General features: G+C 73.6%; 10 protein-coding genes. 6 read left to right on the forward strand and 4 right to left on the reverse strand.

The window, feature by feature from the left end; all coding sequences use genetic code 11:
- Positions 1–24: 24 nt before the first annotated feature.
- The 5 genes from ACFV9J_RS31580 to fxsT are packed head-to-tail and all read left to right on the forward strand — an operon-like array spanning position 25 to position 8,098.
- Positions 25–444 carry a CU044_2847 family protein gene (locus ACFV9J_RS31580; RefSeq protein WP_385359835.1) on the forward strand — a complete coding sequence of 140 codons (420 nt, stop codon included), beginning with the start codon at positions 25–27 and terminating at the stop codon, positions 442–444.
- A complete protein-coding gene (locus ACFV9J_RS31585) occupies positions 441–1,388 on the forward strand; it encodes an AAA family ATPase (RefSeq protein WP_385359837.1) in 948 nt (315 codons plus the stop codon). Before ACFV9J_RS31580 ends, ACFV9J_RS31585 begins: the two co-directional genes overlap by 4 nt.
- Positions 1,389–1,393: 5 nt before the next feature.
- On the forward strand, positions 1,394–3,319 hold the full coding sequence (locus ACFV9J_RS31590; protein WP_385359840.1) for a magnesium chelatase: 1,926 nt from the start codon (positions 1,394–1,396) through the stop codon (positions 3,317–3,319).
- Positions 3,312–4,652, forward strand: a complete 1,341-nt coding sequence (locus ACFV9J_RS31595; RefSeq protein WP_385359842.1) for a CHAT domain-containing protein — start codon at positions 3,312–3,314, stop codon at positions 4,650–4,652. Before ACFV9J_RS31590 ends, ACFV9J_RS31595 begins: the two co-directional genes overlap by 8 nt.
- Positions 4,649–8,098 carry an FxSxx-COOH system tetratricopeptide repeat protein gene (fxsT, locus tag ACFV9J_RS31600; protein WP_385359844.1) on the forward strand — a complete coding sequence of 1,150 codons (3,450 nt, stop codon included), beginning with the start codon at positions 4,649–4,651 and terminating at the stop codon, positions 8,096–8,098. Before ACFV9J_RS31595 ends, fxsT begins: the two co-directional genes overlap by 4 nt.
- A gap of 97 nt (positions 8,099–8,195) precedes the next feature.
- Here fxsT and ACFV9J_RS31605 read toward each other — a convergent pair whose 3' ends face one another.
- From ACFV9J_RS31605 to ACFV9J_RS31620, 4 genes are all read right to left on the reverse strand, one after another.
- A complete protein-coding gene (locus ACFV9J_RS31605; protein ID WP_385359846.1) occupies positions 8,196–12,014 on the reverse strand; it encodes a multifunctional oxoglutarate decarboxylase/oxoglutarate dehydrogenase thiamine pyrophosphate-binding subunit/dihydrolipoyllysine-residue succinyltransferase subunit in 3,819 nt (1,272 codons plus the stop codon).
- A gap of 280 nt (positions 12,015–12,294) precedes the next feature.
- A complete protein-coding gene (locus tag ACFV9J_RS31610) occupies positions 12,295–13,422 on the reverse strand; it encodes a sensor histidine kinase (protein ID WP_385359848.1) in 1,128 nt (375 codons plus the stop codon).
- Positions 13,419–14,153, reverse strand: a complete 735-nt coding sequence (locus ACFV9J_RS31615) for a response regulator transcription factor (RefSeq protein WP_003973686.1) — start codon at positions 14,151–14,153, stop codon at positions 13,419–13,421. Before ACFV9J_RS31615 ends, ACFV9J_RS31610 begins: the two co-directional genes overlap by 4 nt.
- Before the next feature lie 113 nt (positions 14,154–14,266).
- Positions 14,267–14,986, reverse strand: coding sequence for a spermidine synthase (locus tag ACFV9J_RS31620; RefSeq protein WP_385359850.1), 720 nt, complete (start codon positions 14,984–14,986; stop codon positions 14,267–14,269).
- 180 nt (positions 14,987–15,166) lie between these two features.
- Here ACFV9J_RS31620 and lon point away from each other — a divergent pair, with 180 nt between their 5' ends.
- Positions 15,167–17,638, forward strand: a complete 2,472-nt coding sequence (lon, locus tag ACFV9J_RS31625; protein ID WP_385359852.1) for an endopeptidase La — start codon at positions 15,167–15,169, stop codon at positions 17,636–17,638.
- Positions 17,639–17,678: the final 40 nt, after the last annotated feature.

Raw genomic sequence — 17,678 nt, forward strand, 5'->3', positions numbered from 1 at the left:
GAGTTGGGCCAGGGGGAGCGTGTGGTGATCTTGTTGGGACCCGTGCCGGAAGGCGCGGACGGGCCCATACCGGTCGAGGTCGACGCGCACCTCGACCCGTCCGGCGCCGACGGCCTCGACCTCGTCTTCGGCGACGAGAGGACCCGGGACGGCGCCGGACAGCGGGTCGTCCGGGTGGCCCGGGACGTCTACACCGACGGGCTGGACCTCGCCCGCAGATGCGCCGCCCAGGCCGTACGGCGCTTCGGCGAGCTGCAGGAGGGGCTGCGGCCGGACGAGATCGAGATGCAGCTCGCCATCAAGATCGACGCCGGGGTGGCCACCCTCGTCAAGAGCGGGGCCGAGGCCCAGCTCCAGATCACGCTCCGCTGGCAGACCGCCCCCGCCCCCGCCCCCGCCCCCGACGGCCCCGGACCCGGCGCGGCGGACGGGGCCGGTTCGTGAGCGGCGCGGCGCCGGGGCCGGGGCCGCGCATCCTGCCGTACTCCCGTGTCGTCGCCCAGGACGAGCTCAAGCTGGCACTGGAGCTCCACCACGTCGTCCCCCGCATCGGCGGCGTGCTGATGGCCGGACCGCGCGGCACCGCCAAGTCGACCCTCGTGCGGGCCTTCGCGCTGATGGCCCACGGCGAGCTGCCGGTCACCCTGCCCATCAACGCCACCGACGACCGCGTCGTCGGCGGCTGGGACCTGGACGCGCTCATCCGGGGCGAGCCCCGGCCGCAACCCGGGCTGCTGGAGGACGCGGCGGACAAGGGGCTGCTCTACGTCGACGAGGTCAACCTCCTCGACGACCACCTCGTGGACATCATCCTGGACGTCGCCGCCACCGGCGTCCTGTCCGTGCAGCGCGAGGGGCTGGACACCGCCAGGTACCTGTCGTTCGGGCTGGTCGGCACCATGAACCCGGAAGAGGGCGGGCTGCGGCCCCAACTGCTGGACCGCTTCGGACTGATGGTCACCGCCGAGACACTGGACGCGGCCGCCCGGCACCTGCTGCTGCGCACCGTGCTCGACTTCGAGCGGGAGCTCGGGCGCGAGGACTCCGCGTGGCTCTCCGACGCCCGGCGGGACGACGCGCGCACCCGGGACCGGCTGACGGCCGCCCGGCGCCGGGTCCGTGACGTCGATGTCCCCGACCAGGTGCTGGAGCTGTGCGCCCGGGCCGCGCAGCGGACCGAGGCGGTGGGCCAGCGGGGTGAGATCGTGGCCGTGCTGGCGGCCCGGGCACTCGCGGCCCTGGAGGACGCGGACCGGGTGACCCCCGGGCACCTGCGGCGGGTCCTGCCGATGGCCCTGCGGCACCGGCGGCCGGAAGCGGTGCACGGCGACAGCTTCGACTGGGAGCCGGACGACGAGGCCCGGCTCCGGGACCTCTTCGAGGTCTGACCGGGATGGCAGCCGCCCCGTACGACGACCCGGCGCACCGGCTCGGCCTCGCACTGGTCTGCGCGGCGGCCGATCCGGCCCTCTCCGGGGTCCTGCTCCTCGACCTGGATCCCCGGCTCGTCGACCCGGTCGCCCGGCTGTTCGGCGCCGTCCTCGCCGGAGCCGCCGAACCGGAGCGCCCGCCGCTCGTACTGGGCGCCTCGGACCGGGACGAGGACCTGTGGACCCGCACCAGGATCCGCGGCGGCGAGCACGGCATCACCGTCCGCACCGAGCCCGGCCCCCTGACCGAGGGGGACGACGCCGGCGGTGCGCCGCCGCTGGTCGTGGTGCCCGACCTCGCGCGGCTGAGCGTCGCCGGGATGCGCGCCGCTGTGCAGTTGCTCGGGGCCGACGTCGTGACCGTCGAACGCGGTGGACCGCGCCGGACGGTCCGGCCCCGGGCCCGCTGGCTGGCCGTCTGCCGCAGCGCCGACGTGGGGCGGGTCAGCCGGCACCTGCTGGACCGGTTCGCCGTACGGCTGTCGGCGGCGGGGCTGCGGCTGCCCGGTGTGCGCGAGGCACTCGTGGCGACGGGACCGGAGGCGGGCGAGGCGGGGGAGGCGGGCGAGGGGGAGGCACGGGAGGCATCGGAGGCGCTGTTCGCGGGGCTTCCGGCCGCCTGGCGTTCGGCGGCCGAAGGAGGCATCCGGCCCCTGCCCGTCGGCGACGCGGCGATCGGCCGGGCACGGGAGCTGCTCGGTCCCGACGCCGGGGTCCGCCGGGAGCTGGCCCTCCTGCGGCTCGCCCGCACCCTGGCGGCGCTGGACGGCCGCCCCTCGGTCTCGGCCGACGACAGCGACGCCGCGGCCCGGCTCATCGGTGTGGCCGTGCCGCAGAGCGCGCCGGGCCGCCCGCAGAGCGACCCGGAGCCGTCCGGTCCGGCGCCGGAACCGACGGGCCCGCCCGGCACCCTCCCGGAACGTCGCGCCGCCGACGGGGACGGACGACTCCGGACCCGCGAGGGCGACCGTGGGCTGCTGGACACCGGACCCGCCGAGGGAATCGGCACCGCATCCGGCGCCGCGGCCGCCCCGGCCGAGGGGAGCCCCTACCCGGAGGACGAACCGGCCGCGGCGTGGGACGCCGTGCCGTTGAGCGGTCCCCGGCGGCGCACCACCGGGCCGGTCTCCACCCGGGGCACCGTGATCGGCACCCGCCGTGCCACGGACCTGCGGGACATCGCCCACGTCCGCACGGTGCGCGAGGCCGCCGTGCACCAACGGGCCCGGGGCACCGCACGGTTCACCGTCTCGCCGGTCGATCTGCACAGCAACGTGCGCGCCGCCGCCCCCGAGCGGGTCCTGGTACTGCTCCTGGACCACACCTGCCGGGGCGGGACCGGGGACGGAAGCCGGCCGGAGGTGGTCCTCGCCCCCTTCCTGCAGTGGGCGTACACGAGCCGGGCCGCGGTCCAGGTGATCGAGGTCGGTGCGGCGGACGCGGCCGACGAGCTGCGCGCGGGGTCCTTCACGGCCCGCGGCGTCCTGGACCCCCGGGTGCCGGGTGCGCTGTACCGCCGGGCGGGCCGGGCGACGCCGCTCGCCCACGGCGTCGAACTCGCGGCGCAGGCGCTGCGCAGGCTGCTGCGCCGACAGGGCGCCGGCCCGGCGGAGGCGTGGCTGGTGGTCGTGACCGACGGCCGCGGCAACGTCCCGCTGCGGGCCAGCCACACCGGACGGCTCGCCGGGCCGGTGGCCGCCGCAGGGGTCGAGGACGCGGTGGAGGCCGCCGCCCGGATCGGGGCCATGGACCGGACGCGGCTGCACGTGGCGGTCGTCGACCCGGGCCGGGAACCGTACGGCGACCTGCCGTACGTCCTCGCCGACCGGCTCGGGGCGATCGTCGTCGACGGGCGCCACGCGCCCGGGGCGGAGGCCGCCGGTGAGTGATCCGCGCCGTGGGACCCCCGGACTCCCGGGCAACGGCACCGCCGGACTCCGGGCGGCCCTGCCGGGACTGAAGGCCGTGGCCCGCCGTCCCGCCGCTTCGGTGCTGAACCTGCGCCGCGCCGCGGAGCCGCCCGCCGGACTCGGCGGAACCGACGCACGGCCCGGCGCACGCCTGGAGGACGGCTTCGCCGTGCTGCGCGTCCTGCGCGCCGACGGGGCCGACGGACTGCCGGGCTACCGGCTGCAGGGCTGGTGCGGCGACCTGTCGGTGAACTGCGCGGCCGGACCCACCCGCAGGCCCGCTCCCGCCGTCAGCCTCGCCCGGCTGCGGCAGGACGGCGACGGGCACTACCCCTCGGAGGTGCTGCGGGGCATCCGCCTGTGGTCGGACAACCAGTACGAACTCGCCGGCTGGATCAACCGGATCCGCGCCCGGCACGGCGACGACCTGCGTCTGGTCGTGTGGGACGACACCGGATACGACCTGCCCTGGGAGCTGCTCCTGCTGCCCGGGGACGCCGCGGCCGGCCTGGCGGGCGGCCCGTTGGGGGCGCTGGTCGCCGTCGCCCGCTGGACCACCGTGCGCGACCTCGGCCAGGGCGGCCTGCCCGCCGAGACCGGGGACTGCCACGGCCGGGTGCTCGGCTACCTCCACCAGGACATGGCGGACGACGGCCGCGTCTTCACGTCGTACGCGCACCGGCTGCACCGGCGCATGACGCCCTTCCTCAGCGACCTCGACACCCAGGACGACCGCACCGGACTGGTCTACCTGGGCTGTCACGGCACCTACGGCGAGGCCGTGCCGGGCCTCACGCTCGGTGATCGCACCTGGGCCGAGCTGAACGGCGAGCGGATGTCGGCGCTGCGCCGGGACGGCTCGCTGGTCTGCCTCAACGCCTGCGACTCCGGCCGGTTCGTGGACAACCGGGCCCAGGGGGAGGAGGCGCTGCGCGGATTCGCGGAGCTGTTCCTGCGCAAGGGCGCGGGCGGCTGCATCGTCAGCTCCGGGAAGGTCGGTGACCTGGAGGCCCGGGCGATGGCGCGGCGTCTGGTGCGCGAGGTGGCCGAGCACCCCCGCCGTCCGGTGGTGCGGACGCTGCGGGACTTCCGGGTGCGGGCCCTGGAGGAGTTCGGACCCCTGGAGGAGTTCGGGTCCCTGGCACAGCTGCCCCGGGTCCGCAACGACGACGGACAGGTCGACGTCGTGGGCCAGAAACGGGTACTGCGGCTCCTGTACGCGTTCATGTTCCACTACTACGGGCATCCGAGGACGGCGCTGCGGCTCACCGCGGTGGACGCGCTCGGCACCGAGGGGGGAGGCGGCCGGTGAGCGCCGCCGGACGGCCGTCCGGGCAACCGCTGCTGATCGAGCCCGTCGTCGCGTGGCCCCGGCAGGCGGAGGCGGGGGGCGACTACCTCGTCACCGTCGATCTGCGCGGCCCCCTGCCCGCCCCGGACGGCACACCGGCCCAGTGGCCCCACCCCGAGGAGGAGTTCACCTTCACCGTCACCCTGGACGGCGCCCCGCACCTGGACTGCGCCGCCCTGGGCGAACCGAACGTCGTCCTGCACCGCTTCGGCGGCACCTACGGACCCGCCCGGTTCCGGGTCTCCGCGGGCACGGACCTCGGACCCGCCTCGCTCTGGCTGACCGTCAGCAACCAGTGGGGCGTGCCGGTCCGCAAGGCGGAGCTGCGCTGCGAGATCCAGGCGGCCACCGGCGCCGCGGCGGTACCGGCCCGGGGCGGACCGACGCCGCCGAACGTCCCGCGCACGCCCCTGCCCCACCCGTCCCCGGCCACCGTGCGGCCCGACCCGGACCGGCAGACGGTCACGATCAGCTTCGCCGGTCTCGACCGGGCCTGGGCGGCCTGGATCGGGCACCGGCTGGAGCGGCGCGGGGTGCGGGTGGTGCCGCTGCGCCGGGGCTCCCCGGCCGACGTCACCCCGGCGGCCCTGTTGCGCGACCTGACCCTGGCGCCCGGGCGGGCCCTGCTCGTCCTGAACGCCCCCTACTTCGGCGACGGCACCCATCCGCACGAGGAGTGGAACGCGGCCCTGCGCGAGGTCGTCGCCCCCGACCCGGCCCGGTTCGCGGCCGTGTCGGTCACCGGGGCCACGCTCCCGTCGGAGGTCTCCCTGCTGGCGCCCGCCGCACTGCACGGCCTGCGCGCCGAGGAGGCCGAGCGGCGCCTGCTGGAGCGGCTCGGCCTGCCGTCCGAGCCGGTGACCGAGGACGCGGCCGAGGCCGGGAACGGGCCGCGGTTCCCGGCGGACGCGCCGGGCGTGTGGGGCGCCGTGCCGCGTCGCAACACCCGTTTCACCGGCCGTGAGGCCCTGCTGGACGAGATCCACGACCTGCTGGGCGGTGCGCGGCCGGGCACCGGGACGCTGACGCTGCACGGCATGTCCGGGGTGGGCAAGACGCAGCTCGCCGCCGAGTACGCGCACCGGCTCGGCCCCGAGTACGACGTGGTCTGGTGGGTCAACGCGCAGGACCGGGCCGACTGCCGCCGCCAACTGGCCGAACTCGCCCCCAGGCTGGGCCTGCGGACCGGCCAGGAGTACGGGGAGCGGCTGCGCGCGGTGCGGGACGCGCTGCGCCGCGGCGAGCCCTGCTCCCGGTGGCTGCTGGTCCTGGACGGTGCCGACGAGCCCGAGGAGATCGAGGACCTGGTGCCGACCGGCCCGGGACACGTCCTGGTCTCCTCGCGGAACCCGGAGTGGGGCCGCCACGGCAGCGGACTGCTCGAAGTCCCCGTGTACACCCGTGACGAGTCGATCGCCTTCATCCGCCGTCGCGCGCCCGGCCCGACACCGGCCGAGGCCGACCGGCTCGCCGAGGCCCTGGGCGACCTGCCGCTGCTGCTCGCCCAGACGGCGGGCTGGCTGAACGACTCGGACCGCTCGGTGGACGAGTACCTGGCCCTGCTGGCGGACGGCGACGGCACCGAGGGCGAGGCGCGGAACGCGGCGGAGGACTTCCCGCCGGCCTTCCGGACGGCCTGGTCGATCCTGCTGGCCGAACTGCGCGAGAGAGCCCCGGAGTCCGTCGTCCTGCTCCGGCTGTGCACCTTCTTCGCCCCCGGCCTCGTCCCCGTCCACCTGCTGCGGAGCATGCCGCACGACGGGCTGCCCGACTCCGTGGCCGGACTGCTGAGCGACCCCCGGCGCTGGGACCGGGCCCTCGGCCACCTGCGCAGGCACTCCCTCGTCCGGGTGGAACCGGACCCGGCGGAACCGGAGCGCGAGAACCTGTACGTGCACCGGATCGTCCACCAGATGGCGCACAAGGCCATGCCGGCAGAGGTCCGGCGCGAACTCGTCGACGTCGTACGGCGGGCCCTGGCCGCGGCCGGCCGGGGCAGGCCCTCGGCCCCCGAGCAGTGGCCCAGGTACGCCGAGATCGTGCCGCACCTCAAGTACGCCGACGTTCTCGCGACCACCGACGAGGCCGTGCAGACGCTGGTCCTCGACAGCCTGCGCTACCTGTACCTGTCGGGCGAGTACGGACCGGGCGTCCGGCTCGGCGGCCACGCCACCAGGATCTGGCGTTCGCTCCTCGGCGACCAGCACCCCCGTGTCTGGGAACTGACCTACCACTACGCCAACCTGCTGCGCGCCGCCGGAGACTTCCACCGCACGATGGAGATCGAGCGGGCGGCCGTGAGGCACCTGAGCGAGCAGCGGGGGGAACGCGACCCCGACCTGCTGCGGGCCCTCGGCGGCCTCGCCGCGGACCTGCGCGGCCTCGGGCACTACGCGGAGGCGCTGGAGATCTCGCGGCGGGTGCACGGCACGTACCGCGAACTCCTCGGCGACCAGGACACCCGCACCCTGAACGCACGGAACAACCTGGCCGTCTCACTGCGGCTGCTGGGCCGCTACGAGGATGCCCTGAGCGTCGACCTGCCCACCCTGCGCGAGCGCCGCCGGTTGCTCGGGGACCGGCACCCGTGGACGCTGGGTTCGGACACCACGTGCGCCGTCGACCTCCGGCTGCTCGGCCGCCACGAGGAGGCCCTGTCGAGGCAGGACGCCAACTGGCGGCTGGTGCGCGAGACGCTGGGCGCCCACAACCGGCAGACCCTGCTCGCCGCGCACAACCTCGCGCTGTGCCACTACGCGGTGGGCGACAGCGACGAGGCGGCCCACCGCGTCGGCCGCGCACTGGAGCTGGGGGAGCGGGTGCTCGGCGACAGCGACCCGCTGGTGCTGATGCTCCTCGCCGGCCGGAGCTGCCTCGCCCGGGAGCAGGGGGACCTCGACCTGGCCCGGGAGCTGAGCGAGCGCGTCGTCGGCCGCTACGAGGAGACGCTCACCGCCGGCCACCCCTACGCCGCGGGCGCCCGCGCCAACCACGCCCTGCTGCTGCACCGGGCGGGCGAGCACGACCGCGCACGGCACCTCGCCGACGCCGCGCTGGCCGACATGGACGCCGCCGTGGGGCACGACCACCCCTGGACGCTGGGCTGCGCGCTCAACGCGGCGATCCTGCACGGGGACGCCGCAGACGCGGACCGTGCCCTCGCCCTGAGCCGGGACACGGCCGGCACGGCGGCGCGCGTCCTCGGCCCCACCCATCCGTTCACGCTCTTCGCGGGGGTGGCCCTCGCGGCCGGACTGCGCGTGCGGGGGCGGCACGGGCAGGCCGACGCGGTGCACAGTCAGGCCCTGGAGGGGCTGGACACCGCCCTCGGCCCCCGGCACCCGCGCACCCTGTCGGCCCGTGCCCGGCGCGCTCCGTTCTGGGACTTCGAACCCCAGCGCACCTGACCGGGCACCCGAGTGCGCCGGGGAACGCCGAAGGGCCCGGCCCCGGGAGTTGCGGAGTCGGGCCCTTCACGGCGCGGCGGTGGCCGGCGTCAGAGGCTCACGCCTCGAACACCTCACGCACCAGCTGCTCCTGCTCGGCCTGGTGCCGCTTGGCGGAACCGACGGCCGGGGACGAGCCGTGCGGCCGCGAGATGCGGCGCAGGCGCTCGCCGTGCGGGACGTCGGCGCCGACCGCCAGGTCCAGGTGGTCGATCAGGTTGAGCGCGATGAACGGCCAGGCGCCCTGGTTCGCCGGCTCCTCCTGGGTCCACAGGTACTTCTCGGCGTTCGGGTACTTGGCGATCTCCGCCTGGAGCTCGGCACCCGGCAGCGGGTACAGGCGCTCGATGCGGATGATGGCCGTGTCCGTGATGCCGCGCTTCTTCCGCTCGGCGTCGAGGTCGTAGTAGACCTTGCCGGCGCAGAAGACGACCTTCTTGACGGCGGCCGGGTCGACCGAGTCGTCGCCGATGACCGGGCGGAACTGGCCCGTCGTGAACTCCTCCGCCTTCGACGCCGCCGCCTTCAGGCGCAGCATCGACTTCGGGGTGAAGACCACCAGCGGCTTGTGGTGCGGGTTGTGCACCTGCCACCGCAGGAGGTGGAAGTAGTTCGACGGCAGGGTCGGCATCGCGACCGTCATGTTGTTCTGCGCGCACAGCTGCAGGAACCGCTCCGGGCGGGCCGAGGAGTGGTCCGGGCCCTGGCCCTCGTAGCCGTGCGGGAGCAGGAGCGTCACGCCGCTCGTCTGGTTCCACTTCTGCTCGGCCGAGGAGATGAACTCGTCCACGACCGTCTGCGCGCCGTTGACGAAGTCGCCGAACTGCGCCTCCCACATCACCAGCGCGTCCGGACGGGCCAGCGAGTAGCCGTACTCGAAGCCCATCACCGCGTACTCGGAGAGCAGGGAGTTGTAGACGTTGTACCGGGACTGGTCCTCGGACAGGTAGAGCAGCGGCGTGAACTCGTCGCCGGTCTCCCGGTCGATGACGACCGCGTGGCGCTGGCCGAAGGTGCCGCGCTGCGAGTCCTGGCCGGTCAGCCGGACCGGCACGCCGTCCAGGAGGAGGGAGCCGACGGCGAGGGTCTCGCCCATGCCCCAGTCGATCGTGCCGTCCTCGACCATCGCCGCGCGGCGCTGCAGCTGCGGCAGCAGCCGCGGGTGCACGGTGATGTGGTCGGGGATGTTGACCTGGGACTCGGCGATGCGCTTGACGGTCTCGGCGCTGATCGCGGTGTTCACGGCGACCGGGAACTCCGCCTGCGGCTCCGAGGGCTCCGCGGACGCCGGCTGGGAGACGGCCTCGCGGACCTCGGTGAAGACCTTCTCCAGCTGCCCCTGGTAGTCCTGCAGCGCCTGCTCGGCCTCCTCCAGGGTGATGTCGCCGCGACCGATGAGGGACTCGGTGTACAGCTTGCGCACCGAGCGCTTCTTGTCGATCAGGTCGTACATCAGCGGCTGGGTGAAGGCCGGGTTGTCGGTCTCGTTGTGACCGCGGCGGCGGTAGCAGATGAGGTCGATCACCACGTCCTTGTTGAACGCCTGGCGGAACTCGAAGGCGAGCCGTGCCACGCGGACGCAGGCCTCCGGGTCGTCGCCGTTCACGTGGAAGATCGGGGCCTCGATCATGCGGGCCACGTCGGTGGCGTACATCGAGGAGCGCGAGGACTCCGGGGCGGCGGTGAAGCCGACCTGGTTGTTGATGACGACGTGGACCGTGCCGCCGGTGCGGTAGCCGCGCAGCTGCGACATGTTCAGGGTCTCGGCCACCACGCCCTGGCCCGCGAAGGCCGCGTCGCCGTGGATCGCCACCGGCAGGACGGTGAAGTCCGTGCCGCCCTTGTTGATGATGTCCTGCTTGGCGCGCGAGACGCCCTCCAGGATCGGGTCGACCGCCTCCAGGTGCGAGGGGTTGGCGACCAGCGAGACGTTGATCTGCTCGCCGTCCAGGCCGGTGAAGGTGCCCTCGGCGCCCAGGTGGTACTTCACGTCGCCGGAGCCGTGCATCGACTTCGGGTCGAGATTGCCCTCGAACTCGCGGAAGATCTGCGCGTACGACTTGCCGACCACGTTGGCCAGCACGTTCAGCCGGCCGCGGTGGGCCATGCCGATGACGACCTCGTCCAGGCGGGACTCGGCGGCCGAGTCGATGACCGCGTCGAGCAGCGGGATGACGGACTCGCCGCCCTCCAGGGAGAACCGCTTCTGGCCGACGTACTTGGTCTGCAGGAACGTCTCGAACGCCTCGGCGGCGTTCAGGCGGCGCAGGATGCGCAGCTGCTCCTCGCGCTCCGGCTTGGTGTGCGAGCGCTCGATGCGGTCCTGGATCCACTTGCGCTGCTTCGGGTCCTGGATGTGCATGAACTCGATGCCGGTGGTGCGGCAGTACGAGTCGCGCAGCACGCCGAGGATGTCGCGCAGCTTCATCAGGGACTTGCCGGCGAAGCCGCCGACCGCGAACTCGCGCTCCAGGTCCCACAGGGTGAGCCCGTGCTCGGTGATGTCCAGGTCGGGGTGCTTGCGCTGCTGGTACTCCAGCGGGTCGGTGTCGGCCATGACGTGGCCGCGGACCCGGTAGGAGTGGATCAGCTCGAAGACGCGGGCGGCCTTGGTGACGTCGTCGTCGTGCGAGGCGTCGATGTCCTTGAGCCAGCGGACCGGCTCGTAGGGGATGCGCAGCGCCTTGAAGATCTCGTCGTAGAAGCCGTTCTCGCCGAGTAGCAGGTTGGCGACCTGGCGCAGGAACTCGCCGGAGGCGGCACCCTGGATGACCCGGTGGTCGTAGGTCGACGTGAGCGTCATGACCTTCGAGATGCCGAGCTTGTTCAGGGTGTCCTGGCTGGTGCCCTGGAACTCCGCCGGGTAGTCCATGGAGCCGACGCCCAGGATGACCGACTGGCCGGGCATCAGGCGCGGCACGGAGTGGACGGTGCCGAGGCCGCCGGGGTTGGTCAGGGAGACGGTGACGCCGGTGAAGTCGTCCATCGTCAGCTTGTTGTCGCGGGCGCGACGGACGATGTCCTCGTAGGCCTGCCAGAACTCGAAGAAGTTCAGCGTCTCGGCCTTCTTGATCGCCGCGACGACCAGCTGGCGGTCGCCGTTGGGCTTGACCAGGTCGATGGCGAGGCCGAGGTTGATGTGGGCCGGCTTGACCAGGGTCGGCTTGCCGTCCTTCTCGCCGAACGAGTGGTTCATCGTCGGCATGGCCTTGATGGCCTGCACCATCGCGTAGCCGATCAGGTGCGTGAAGGAGATCTTCCCGCCCCGGGCGCGCTTGAGGTGGTTGTTGATGACGATGCGGTTGTCGAACAGCAGCTTCACCGGGACCGCGCGCACGGACGTGGCCGTGGGCAGCTCCAGCGAGGCGTTCATGTTCTTCGCGACCGCGGCGGCCGGGCCGCGCAGGGTCACCAGCTCGGGGCCCTCGGGGGCGGCGCCGGCGTCCTTGGCGGGCGCGGCGGCCTTCGCCTGCGGCTTGGCGGCCGGCTTGGCCGGCGCGGCGGCGGGCTTGGTGGCCGGAGCGGCCGGAGCCGCGGGGGCGGCAGCGGCGGGCTTCGCGGGAGCGGGCGCCGGGGCGGCGGCCTGCGGCTGCGCCGGGGCCTGCGCCTGCGGGGCGGGGGCGGCCGGTGGCGTGCTGCCGGCGTCCGTGGTCACGGTGCCGGCGGCGGCCGGGGTGGCCGCCGCGCCGGGCTTGTAGTCGGCGAAGAAGTCCCACCAGGCTCGGTCCACGGAGTTCGGGTCCTGGAGGTACTGCTGATAGATCTCGTCGACGAGCCACTCATTGGCACCGAACGCGGCCGCGGGGTTCTTTCCCGCGGTGCCCGCTTGGTCGGTGTCGGTCGAGATGCTCGAGTTACTGGGGGACTGTGGCGACACGGCGAGAACCGCCCTCTTCCGCTTCACAAGATGGTGGACAGCGGGAATCAAGGCTACGCCTACCGGCCCCGGAAGGTCAGGCTGGGCCCGTTCATCGTCGCGTAAGTCACATTGCAGACCGCGTTTCGGCGCTGGAAATGGCGGGAAACAACCGAGGTTCTGCCGCGTGCGGGATCGGGAGACCGGGACCCGGCGCCTCGAAAACGCGGGCCCGTGCCTGATCACACGTGTCTGCCAGGGCGGACGCAGTGGATCTTGACGCTCCGCTTCGAACCCTACGTCAACCGGACGTCGACGGCAGGCCCGGAAGAGTGATGAGGATGCGGCAGCCCCGCTCGGATTCGGCCACCCCGATCCGGCCGCCGTGCAGATCCACCGCCCAGCGCGCGATCGCGAGGCCCAGACCGGTGCCCCCGTCGCTGCCCGGCCCGTGCGGCCGCGACACCGAACCCCGGTTGAACCGCTCGAACACCCGGCGCCACTCCGAGCGCGGAATGCCGGGGCCCTCGTCGAGAACCTCCAGCTCCAGCGACTCCGGCAGCTCCCCGCGCCGCGCCCGGACCGTCACCCGGCCGTGCGGCGGGCTGTGCTTGACGGCGTTGTCGATCAGGTTGGCGACGACCTGGTGGATGCGCTCGGGGTCGGCGTGCGCGGTCAGCTCCGGCGGGAAGACGTCCAGGGCCAGGTGCACGTCGGTGCGGGAGTGGCTGCCGGACCCCGAGGCGATGCCCGCGCGCGCGGAGGCGACCATGTTGGCCTCCTTCAGCACGCCCGACAGGTACGGCCACACCTCGAAGCGGCGCTTGCGCAGCGGTATGACGCCGTTGTCCAGGCGGGAGAGGTCGAGCAGCGTCTCCACCAGCCGGCCGAGCCGCTCGGTCTGCCCGAGCGCCGTGCGCATGGTCTCCGGGTCGGCCTCGGTGACGCCGTCGACGATGTTCTCCAGCACCGCGCGCAGGCCCGCGATCGGGGTGCGCAGCTCGTGCGAGACGTTCGCCACCAGTTCCTTGCGCTGGAGGTCCTGGGCCTCCAGGTCGTCGGCCATGCGGTTGATCGTGACGGCCAGGTCGCCCAGCTCGTCGCGGCGGTTCTCCCGCACCCGGCGGGTGTAGTCGCCGTGCGAGATGGACCGGGCCACCGCGTTCATCTCGTCCAGCGGCGCGGTCAGCGAGTGCGCCACGAACTGCGTGATCAGCAGCGTGGCGATCATCGAGAAGACCGTGATGAACCGCAGCTCCGTCTTGGTGTGCACCGCTATCACCGACAGGCCGGTGGTGATCAGCACCGACGTGACGACCAGCGCGCCCAGCTTGGTCTTGATCGAGAACGGGCGCACGCCGCCCCAGGGCTCCCCGGTGGTCCGAGGGCCGGGGCTCCTCCGCGCGGCTTCCCGTCCTCCGCTGCTCATGGCGTCGGCGTCTCCAACGCGTAGCCCACGCCGTGCACGGTACGGATGCGCTCGGCGCCGATCTTCCGGCGCAGCGCCTTGATGTGGCTGTCCACGGTCCGGGTGCCCGAGGCGTCGGCCCAGTCCCACACCTCGGCGAGCAGCTGCTCGCGGGAGAGCACCGCGCGCGGGGTGTTCGCCAGGCAGACCAGCAGGTCGAACTCGGTGGGCGTGAGGTGGACGTCCTCGCTGCGCACCCGCACCCGGCGCTGCGCGTGGTCGATCTCCAGCTCGCCCAGGCGCAGGATGCCGCTGCGCGGCGTGGAGGCGGCCACCACGGCCCGCTCCACCCGCCGCAGCAGTACGTGCACGCGGGCGGCCAGCTCGCGCATCGAGAACGGCTTGGTCATGTAGTCGTCGGCGCCCACGCCGAGGCCGACCAGCATGTCCGTCTCGTCGTCGCGCGCGGTGAGCATCAGCACCGGCACCGGCCGCTGGGCCTGCACGCGCCGGCAGACCTCCAGACCGTCGAAGCCGGGCAGCATGATGTCGAGGATCAGCAGGTCGGGCTGCCAAGCCTCGGCCGTGTCGACGGCGGACGGACCGTCGCCCGCCGTTTGCACCAGGAACCCCTCGGCGCGCAGCCGGGTCGCGATGGCGTCCACGATCGTCTGATCGTCCTCGACCACCAGCACCCGGCGCTGGGCGCCCTGGGTGGCCGTGCCGTTGTGGGAGGTCTGTGTCTGCTCCATCGCCCGCCCCTGAGGTGTGCTTTCCGGAATCCGTGGGGTGATCCCATGACTGCGCTTGACGCTTGAATGATCCGCGTCAGGGCAGCAGCGTACGGGGAGTCACCGCGCCTTTGCTATCCAGGCCCGACGCCGATGTGCACGACGTCCGGAACGCCCCGGGCAACGGGGATCTCTTCGGTACGCACCTGCTGGAAACCGGCATTACGCAAGGTTTCTTCGAATTCCGGAGAGGGCTGCGCGGACCATACGGCAAGCACCCCGCCGGGCCTCAACAGCCGTGCGCAGCCCGCGAGTCCGGACGGCGCGTAGAGCCCGTCGTTGCCCTCGGTGACGGTCCAGCCGGGGCCGTTGTCGATGTCCAGACACAGGGCGTCGTACGTGTCGGATGTCTCATTGACGTAACCGACCAGGTCCGCCTCGACGATCTCCGCGCGCGGGTCGGCCAGCGCGTCGGCGGAGAGCGCGGCCAGCGGTCCGGCGCGGTGCCAGTCGATGACGGCGCCCTCGCGCTCGACGACCGCGATCCGGCCCCAGCGGGGGTCGGCGGCCGCGTGTGCGAGGGAGAAGCCGACCCCGAGACCGCCGATGAGCAGGTGCGGAGCGGTCCGCGGACCGGAGGCGGCCAGCGCGTCGGCCGCCGCGTCGACCAGGCGCCGCTCCGACCGCCCGTCGGAGGTGTCCATCAGGAAGCAGCCGTTCGCGATGATCTGCAGCAACGTCCCGTGCCGGCGCAGGACCACCTCGCCGTACGGACCCTCGCGGCGGTCCAGCACCTCGGGCGCCTCGGAGGACGCCTCGGAGGACTCGGGGGAGTCGTGGGTAGTGAGGGGCATCGGCCCATCCTGGCACCCGCCCCGGCGCAGGAATGCCGACCGGTACGACGGTGCTGTCCCCAGAGGCGGGCTGTGGCCCCGCGGAGCTTGATCGCTCAGAGCGAACACGGCCCGGGGAACAATCAGGGGCTCCCTTTCATTGAGTCGATGTAACTCAACTTGACTGCCGAAGGGGAGATCATGGCTGCTGAGTCCGCCGCCTTCACACCGCTCACCCTGCCCGTGCTGCCGCTCGACGACGAAGTGGTCCTGCCCGGCATGGTCGTCCCCCTGGACCTGAGCGACGCCGAGGTACGGGCCGCGGTGGAGGCCGCCCAGGCCGCCGCCAGGTCCGAGCCCGGCAAGCCCCGCGTCCTCCTCGTCCCGCGCATCGACGGCGCCCACGCCGCCACCGGCGTGCTCGGCACGGTCGAGCAGGTCGGCCGCCTGGCCGACGGCGACCCCGGCGCCCTGATCCGCGGCCGGGGCCGGGTGCGCGTCGGCGCCGGCACCTCCGGCCCGGGCGCCGCGCTCTGGGTCGAGGGCACCCGGGTCGACGAGACCGTGCCCGAGCCCCTGCCCGGCCAGGTCGCCGAGCTGGTGAAGGAGTACAAGGCGCTCGCCACCGCCTGGCTGCGCAAGCGCGGCGCCTGGCAGGTCGTCGACCGGGTCCAGGCCATCGACGACGTGTCCGCGCTGGCCGACAACTCCGGCTACTCGCCGTTCCTCACCACCGAGCAGAAGGTCGAGCTGCTGGAGACCGCCGACCCGGTGGCCCGGCTGAAGCTCGCCACGCAGCAGCTGCGCGACCACCTCGCCGAGCAGGACGTCGCCGAGACCATCGCCAAGGACGTCCAGGAGGGCGTCGACAAGCAGCAGCGGGAGTTCCTGCTGCGCCGCCAGCTCGAAGCCGTACGCAAGGAACTGCGCGAGATCAACGGCGAGCAGGACGGTGAGGAGTCCGACGACTACCGCGCCCGCGTGGAGGCCGCCGACCTGCCCGAGAAGGTCCGCGAGGCCGCGCTCAAGGAGGTCGACAAGCTGGAGCGGTCCTCCGACCAGTCGCCCGAGGGCTCCTGGATCCGCACCTGGCTCGACACGGTCCTGGAGATGCCGTGGAGCGAGCGCACCGAGGACGCCTACGACATCCAGGGCGCCCAGGCCGTGCTCGACGCCGAGCACGCGGGCCTGGAGGACGTGAAGGAGCGCATCACCGAGTACCTCGCCGTGCGCAAGCGGCGCGGCGACCGGGGCCTCGGCGTCGTCGGCGGCCGGCGCGGCGGTGCCGTGCTCGCCCTGGTCGGCCCGCCCGGCGTCGGCAAGACCAGCCTCGGCGAGTCCGTCGCCCACGCGATGGGCCGCAAGTTCGTCCGCGTCGCCCTCGGCGGCGTCCGCGACGAGGCCGAGATCCGCGGCCACCGGCGTACGTACGTCGGCGCGCTGCCCGGCCGGATCGTGCGGGCGATCAAGGAGGCGGGGTCCATGAACCCGGTCGTCCTGCTCGACGAGATCGACAAGGTGGGCTCCGACTTCCGGGGCGACCCGGCCGCCGCCCTCCTCGAAGTCCTCGACCCGGCCCAGAACCACACCTTCCGGGACCACTACCTGGAGGTCGAGCTGGACCTGTCCGACGTGGTCTTCCTGGCCACCGCCAACGTCCTGGAGGCCATCCCGGAGGCCCTGCTCGACCGCATGGAGCTGGTCCGCCTGGACGGCTACACGGAGGACGAGAAGGTCGTCATCGCCCGGGACCATTTGCTCCCGCGCCAGCTGGAGCGGGCCGGACTGGACGCGGACGAGGTCACCGTCGACGAGGGCGCGCTGCGCAAGCTGGCGGGCGAGTACACCCGCGAGGCGGGCGTGCGCACCCTGGAGCGGTCCATCGCGCGGCTGCTGCGCAAGGTGGCGGCCCAGCACGAGCTGGGCGAGCGGGAACTGCCGTTCACCGTCACCGAGACCGACCTGCGCGGTCTGATCGGGCGGCCGCACCACGTGCCCGAGTCCGCCCAGGACCCGGCCGAGCGGCGCACCGCGGTGCCCGGCGTGGCCACCGGCCTCGCGGTCACCGGCGCCGGCGGCGACGTCCTGTACGTCGAGGCCTCGCTGGCCGACCCGGAGACCGGCGCGGCGGGGCTGACCCTGACCGGTCAGCTGGGCGACGTGATGAAGGAGTCGGCGCAGATCGCGCTGAGCTTCCTGCGCAGCCACGGCGCCGAGCTGGAGCTGCCGGTGGGCGACCTCAAGGACCGGGGAGCGCACATCCACTTCCCGGCGGGCGCGGTCCCCAAGGACGGCCCGAGCGCCGGCGTCACCATGACCACGGCCCTCGCCTCGCTGCTCTCCGGCCGGCTGGTCCGCACCGACGTGGCGATGACCGGCGAGGTCTCGCTGACCGGGCGGGTGCTGCCGATCGGCGGGGTCAAGCAGAAGCTGCTCGCCGCGCACCGGGCGGGGATCACCACGGTGATCATCCCCAAGCGCAACGAGCCCGACCTGGACGACGTCCCGGCCCAGGTGCTGGACAAGCTCGACGTCCACGCCGTCACCGACGTCCGCCAGGTCCTGGAACTGGCGCTCGCACCGGCGAACAGCGGTGCGCGGCGTGAGGTTCCGGTCGCGGCGATGGGGGTACCTCCCAGGCTTTCGGCACTGGGGGAGGACGCGGCCGGATGAGGAAAGGGGACGGCCCGGACTCCCTGCGGAGTCCGGGCCG

The organism is Streptomyces sp. NPDC059906 (assembly GCF_042730645.1).
Classification (GTDB): Bacteria; Actinomycetota; Actinomycetes; order Streptomycetales; family Streptomycetaceae; genus Streptomyces; species Streptomyces rubrogriseus.

Bases quoted from the DNA above. Each gene is read 5' to 3' on its own strand.
- ACFV9J_RS31590 (WP_385359840.1), top strand. From the start codon at position 1,394: ATGGCAGCCGCCCCGTACGACGACCCGGCGCACCGGCTCGGCCTCGCA.
- ACFV9J_RS31610 (WP_385359848.1), bottom strand. From the start codon at position 13,422: ATGAGCAGCGGAGGACGGGAAGCCGCGCGGAGGAGCCCCGGCCCTCGG.
- ACFV9J_RS31615 (WP_003973686.1), bottom strand. From the start codon at position 14,153: ATGGAGCAGACACAGACCTCCCACAACGGCACGGCCACCCAGGGCGCC.
- ACFV9J_RS31620 (WP_385359850.1), bottom strand. From the start codon at position 14,986: ATGCCCCTCACTACCCACGACTCCCCCGAGTCCTCCGAGGCGTCCTCC.
- lon (WP_385359852.1), top strand. From the start codon at position 15,167: ATGGCTGCTGAGTCCGCCGCCTTCACACCGCTCACCCTGCCCGTGCTG.